The organism is Neoroseomonas rubea (genome assembly GCF_016106015.1).
Taxonomy (GTDB): domain Bacteria; phylum Pseudomonadota; class Alphaproteobacteria; order Acetobacterales; family Acetobacteraceae; genus Neoroseomonas; species Neoroseomonas rubea.
This window is the reverse complement of the sequence record NZ_JACADQ010000315.1, coordinates 1-5,019: the sequence shown is the minus strand read 5'-3', so window position 1 is coordinate 5,019 and position 5,019 is coordinate 1. Positions and strand designations below refer to the sequence as shown.

General features: G+C 71.1%; 5 protein-coding genes. 1 reads left to right on the top strand and 4 read right to left on the bottom strand.

Features of this window, described 5'->3' with window-relative positions:
* Positions 1-170: 170 nt before the first annotated feature.
* On the bottom strand, positions 171-3,554 hold the full coding sequence (locus tag HW577_RS20615; protein ID WP_232475100.1) for an indolepyruvate ferredoxin oxidoreductase family protein: 3,384 nt from the start codon (positions 3,552-3,554) through the stop codon (positions 171-173).
* Positions 3,555-3,664: 110 nt separating this feature from the next.
* Between HW577_RS20615 and HW577_RS20610 the strand changes: the two genes are divergently transcribed.
* The gene (locus tag HW577_RS20610) at positions 3,665-4,117 is read left to right on the top strand and encodes an Lrp/AsnC family transcriptional regulator (protein ID WP_198378001.1); all 453 of its coding nucleotides are present in this window, start codon (positions 3,665-3,667) and stop codon (positions 4,115-4,117) included.
* A gap of 126 nt (positions 4,118-4,243) precedes the next feature.
* On the opposite strand, the gene HW577_RS20605 is transcribed toward HW577_RS20610, so the two are convergent.
* The 3 genes from HW577_RS20605 to HW577_RS20595 form a co-directional block, all read right to left on the bottom strand.
* Positions 4,244-4,429, bottom strand: a complete 186-nt coding sequence (locus HW577_RS20605; protein ID WP_198378000.1) for a hypothetical protein — start codon at positions 4,427-4,429, stop codon at positions 4,244-4,246.
* Positions 4,426-4,587: a cbb3-type cytochrome oxidase assembly protein CcoS gene (gene ccoS, locus HW577_RS20600; protein ID WP_198377999.1), complete on the bottom strand. Its 162-nt coding sequence runs from the start codon at positions 4,585-4,587 to the stop codon at positions 4,426-4,428. The genes HW577_RS20605 and ccoS overlap by 4 nt, the downstream gene beginning before the upstream one ends.
* Positions 4,587-5,019: HAD family hydrolase (locus tag HW577_RS20595; protein ID WP_198377998.1), on the bottom strand; the 433-nt coding region annotated here is incomplete at its 5' end. The genes HW577_RS20595 and ccoS, both read right to left, overlap by 1 nt.

Sequence of the window (5,019 nt, the reverse complement as noted above, 5' to 3'; positions counted from 1 at the left end):
GTATGCTCTTCGGATCTGACGGGGGCCGCGACCGCGGCCGCCGGGCGCCCGTCGCGCCCGAGGCTGCCGCCGCAGTCCAGGCGCAGCGCAGGTTCGCGCCGGGTCATCGACGCCGTGCCGACGCCCATGCCATCGGCCGAGACCAGCGACACGCGGCAGCGCGCGACACCTCAGCGCGCCGAGGTCTCGATCGTCGCGAGCCGCGCGCGGACAGCAGCGAGGTTGCGCGCCTTCACCGGCCCGAACCCCTTCACATCGCCCCAGGCTTCCGCCCAGGCGCAGGCGGTGGTGTGGGCGGCGGGGAGCATGGCGAGGAAGCCTTCGACGCCCGCGCGGAACTCGCCCGGCAGCGCGCGCTCCATCCGCCGTTCCTCGGTCCGGCCGAAGGGGTCCAGCGCCGTGCCGCGCAGCACCTTGCCGTGGCGCAGCCAGCCCATCGCACGCAGCATCCACGGCCCGAAGCGCCGCTTCTGCGCGCCCAGCGCGGGCGGGGCGAGATGCATCTCGACCGCGCGCGTGCCGGTGAAGCCGCGGGCGAGCGCGTCGCGCCATTCGGGCAGGCTGTGCAGGCGCGCGACCTCGTACTCGTCCTTGTAGGCCATCAGCCGGTGCAGCTGCGTGGCCACGGCGCGCGACAGGCGTTCCTCGCCCGGCAGCGCGGCGGCCTCGGCGGCGCGGACCTTGGCGACGAAGGCCGCGTAGTCGCCCGCATGCCGCGCGTTCTGGTACGCGGTAAGGTCGGCCACGCGGCACGCGATCAGCGCATCGAGCGTCTCCGCCGCATCCGCCGGCGGGTGCAGATCCTCCAGCGCCGCGGCGCGGCCGCGGGCGAAGGCTTCCTTGTTCAGCGCGACCTTCGCACCGTTGAGTTCGATGGCCCGCCCGATCGCCTCGGCCGACAGCGGCACGAGGCCGCGCTGATAGGCGATGCCGAGCAGGAAGACGTTGAGATAGACCGCGTCGCCGAGTTCCTCCGCGACGCGCGTCGCCCCTGGTAGAGCGATGGTCTCCCGGCAGGCCGTGCGGATGCTCTGAAGCATCTCCGCCGCGCGGTAGCGCGTTCCCGTGTCCTTCACGAATTGGGCCGTGGGCGCGAGGTCGGCATTCACCACCGACGCCGTGCGCGCCGGCCCCAGCAGCGGTCGCGCCGTCTTGCCATGCGCCACCACCATGTCGGCCGCGATCAGCAGGTCCGCCCCGCCGGCGGCGATGCGCGCGCCGGCGATGCTGTCCGTCGTCGCGCCCACCGCGCCGATGCGCAGCTGCGCATAGACGCCGCCACCCTTCTGGGCGAGGCCGAGGAAGTCGAGGCTCCGCACCGGCCGCCCTTCGAGATGTGCCGCCTGGGCGAGGATCGCGGCGAGGGAGGACACGCCCTGCCCGCCCACGCCCGCCATCAGCAGGTTCCATGCCTCGCCCTGCACCTCGGGCCGCGTGGGTTCCGGCGGTTCCGACAGCGGGCCGCCCGCGGCGTGTTCTGCCGGTTCGGCGCCGAGCAGCGTGACGAAGGACGGGCAGAAGCCCTGCACGCAGGACAGGTCCTGGTTGCAGGCGGACTGGTCGATGCGGCGCTTGCGGCCGAAGGGTGTTTCCACCGGCTCGACGGCCAGGCAGTTGGAGACGCGGGAGCAGTCGCCGCAATCCTCGCAGACGCGCGGATTGATCATCACGCGCCGCTCGGCCTTGGCGGCCAGGTCGCGCTTGCGCTTGCGGCGGCGTTCCGTCGCGCATTCCTGGTCGTAGATCAGCGCGGTCACGCCCTTGGCTAGGCGCAGGTCGCGCTGCACGTCATCGAGGCGGGAGCGATGATGGAAGCCGGTGCCGGCCGGGATCAGCGGGTTGCCGCGATGCCGCTCCGGATCGTCGGAGACGATCTCGATGCGCGTGACACCCTCGGCGCGGAGCTGCGCCGCGATGTGCGGGACGTCGATCTCGCCTTCGGGTGTCTGGCCGCCGGTCATGGCGACGGCGCCGTTGACCAGGATCTTGAAGGTCATGTTGGCCTTCGCCGCGACGGCGAAGCGCACGGTCAGGCTGCCGGAATGGCCCCAGGTGCCGTCGCCGATATTGGCGAAGACATGCTCCTCGCTGGTGAAGGGCGCCTGGCCGATCCAGGGCACGCCCTCGCCCCCCATCTGGGTGAACTCGTCCGAATTCCGGTCCATGAAGCGCGCGAGGTAGTGGCAGCCGATGCCGGCCAGCGCGCGCGATCCTTCCGGGATGCGCGTCGAGGTGTTGTGCGGGCAGCCCGGGCAGAAATAGGGGTCGCGCTGGTGCAGCGGCGTGGCCTGCGCGGCGGCCAGCGCGTCCAGTTCCGCGATGCGCGCAACCAGCCTTTCGGTGCGCAGCGCCGGCGGCAGGCGGGCGGCGAGCGCGCGCAGCATCTGCCCGGCATCCAGTTCCGTCAGGTCCGACAGCAGCGGGCGCCCGGCCTCGTCCTTCTTGCCGGTGACGCGCGGGCGGGTGGGGGCGTGGAACAGCGCGTCGCGCAGTTGCCATTCGATGACGGGGCGGCGGTCCTCGACGACGAGGATCTCCTCGAGTCCGTCGGCGAAGGCGCGCGCGGCCTCGGCATCGAGCGGCCAGGCGAGGCCGACCTTCCAGATCCGCAGGCCGTTCGCGCGGGCGACATCGTCGGTGATGCCCGCTTCCTCCAGCGCCTGGCGCAGCACGCCATAGGCCTTGCCGCGCACGGCGATGCCGAAGCGGGCGTCGGGTGCATCCACGACGATACGGTCGAAGCCGTTGGCGCGGGCGAAGGCCACGGCGCGCGGCAGCTTCACATGGCGCAGCCGCGCTTCCTGCGCGATCGGCGTGTCGGTCAGGCGGATATGGATGCCGTCCGGCCCCTCCGGCAGTCCCTGGGGGTCGCGCGTGACATAGCGCGCGGGGTCGAGCAGGACGGTCATGGACGCGTCCATCGTGTCCGCCACGCACTTCATCCCGGCCCAGGTGCCGGCGTAGCGCGACAGCGCGATGGCCTTCAGGCCGAATTCCAGCACCTCCGCCACGTCGGACGGGTCGAGAACGGGGATCTCGGCATCGATGAAGGCGTATTCGCAGCCCGATGTGATGGTCGACGACTTGCTCGACGGATCGTCGCCGGCCAGCGCCAGCACGCCGCCCTTCGGCGACGTCCCCGCGCTGTTGGCGTGGCGCAGCACGTCGCCGGAGCGATCCACGCCCGGCCCCTTGCCGTACCAGATGGCGAAGACGCCCTCGACCTTCGCCCCCGGCGTGAGGCCGACCTGCTGCGTGCCCCAGATGGCGGTCGCGGCAAGGTCCTCGTTCAGCCCCGGCTGGAAGACGACGCCCGCGGCGTCGAGCCGCTTCTTCTGCTTGGCGAGTTCGCGGTCGAAACCGCCGAGCGGGGAGCCGCGATAGCCGGAGATGAAGCCGCCCGTGGTCCAGCCCAACGCCGCGTCCATCTCCCGCCGCAGCAGCGGCAGGCGGACCAGTGCCTGGGTACCGGTGAGCAGCACGGGGCCGCCCGTCGCCTCCCAGCGTTCCTCGAGCGTCGCGTCGGGTCGGATCATGTTGCCCATGGCGGTCATGTTGCGTGCGTCCCGCGAGGATGCCAATGGCGGGATGATGCGCCCGGATGCGCAGCGCATTATTCCGATTTCTGTTGTGCAGCGCCGAACAGACAGAACATCCTGCCGCGATGGACGCCATCGATCGAAAGATACTCCGCGCGCTGGCCCGCCGGGCGCGGCTGACCAATGCCGAACTGGCCGAGGAGGTGGGCCTCTCCCCCTCCCCCTGCTGGACGCGGGTGAAGCGCCTGGAACAGGCCGGCGTGATCCAGGGCTACCACGCGCTGCTGGACCAGGCCGCGCTCGGCCTGCCGGACACGGTGTTCCTGGAGGTGATGATGGAGCGCCACGACGACACGCATCTCGCACGCTTCGAGGAAGCGGTGCTCGCCATCCCAGAAGTGCTCGAATGCTGGCTGGTGACCGGCGAATACGACTACGTGCTGAAGGCCGCGGTGGGCGGCACCGCGGGTTACGAGGCGCTGCTGCGGGAGAAGATCTACCGCCTGCCCGGCGTGCGCCACACGCGCACGGCCTTCACCCTGCGCTGCCTGAAGCGGACCCTGTCGCCGGTGCCGTAGAGCAATATCCGATCAGCCGGAGCCGGCTGATCGGATTTCTTGCTCTATAAAACATTGATTCTACAGCACGAAATCCGATCACGCTGATCCAGCGGGATCGGATAGTGCTGTAACCGGCGCGGGCGTTCAGTGCGCCCGGCCGGCCTCCCCATAATGCGCGCCGATCGTCCGGTAGGCGTTCAGCACGCCGAACAGGATCAGCCCCCAGGCGAAGATGGTGATGCCCGCATCCTGCGCCGCGGCGGCCAGGAACAGCCCCAGCAGCGCGAGCACGGCATAGAAGGCGAGGAAGAAGACGCGGCCACCGCTCATCTCGGTGTCTCCTTGTCGGGTTGATCGTCGAACAGGATGCGAGCGGCCGCCCCATCCAGATCCTCGTACTGGCGCGATCGCAGCGCCCAGAGGAATCCCACCAGGCCGAGCAGGCCCAGGAAGAGCGAAACGGGGATCAGCAGCAGCAGGCTGTCCATCAGCCATCCTTCCCCGCGCGCAGCGCGTTGACCACGACGATGATGGACGATGATGCCATGACCAGCGCCGCGATCAGCGGCGTGACGAGGCCGGCCACCGCCATCGGCACCGCCAGCACGTTGTAGAACAGGGAGAAGCCGATGTTCTGTCGCGCGATCGCCTGGGCGCGCCGCGCAATGCGGATCGCGCCTGGCAGCATGGCGAGCCCTTCGCGCTGCAGCACTAGGTCGGACGCCGTCTGGGCAAGGTCCGTCGCCCCCGCGGGGCTGGCAGAGACATGCGCGGCGGCGAGCGCGGCCGCGTCGTTGATGCCGTCGCCCACCATGAGCGGCCGGCGGCCCTCGGCCTTGAGCGCCAGGATGCGCGCCTGCTTGGCCGCCGGGTCCGCGCCGGCGCGCGCGGTGCCGATGCCGGCGTCCCGCGCCACCACG

Bases quoted from the DNA above. Each gene is read 5' to 3' on its own strand.
- HW577_RS20610 (WP_198378001.1), top strand. From the start codon at position 3,665: ATGGACGCCATCGATCGAAAGATACTCCGCGCGCTGGCCCGCCGGGCG.
- ccoS (WP_198377999.1), bottom strand. From the start codon at position 4,587: ATGGACAGCCTGCTGCTGCTGATCCCCGTTTCGCTCTTCCTGGGCCTG.
- HW577_RS20615 (WP_232475100.1), bottom strand. From the start codon at position 3,554: ATGACCGCCATGGGCAACATGATCCGACCCGACGCGACGCTCGAGGAA.
- HW577_RS20605 (WP_198378000.1), bottom strand. From the start codon at position 4,429: ATGAGCGGTGGCCGCGTCTTCTTCCTCGCCTTCTATGCCGTGCTCGCG.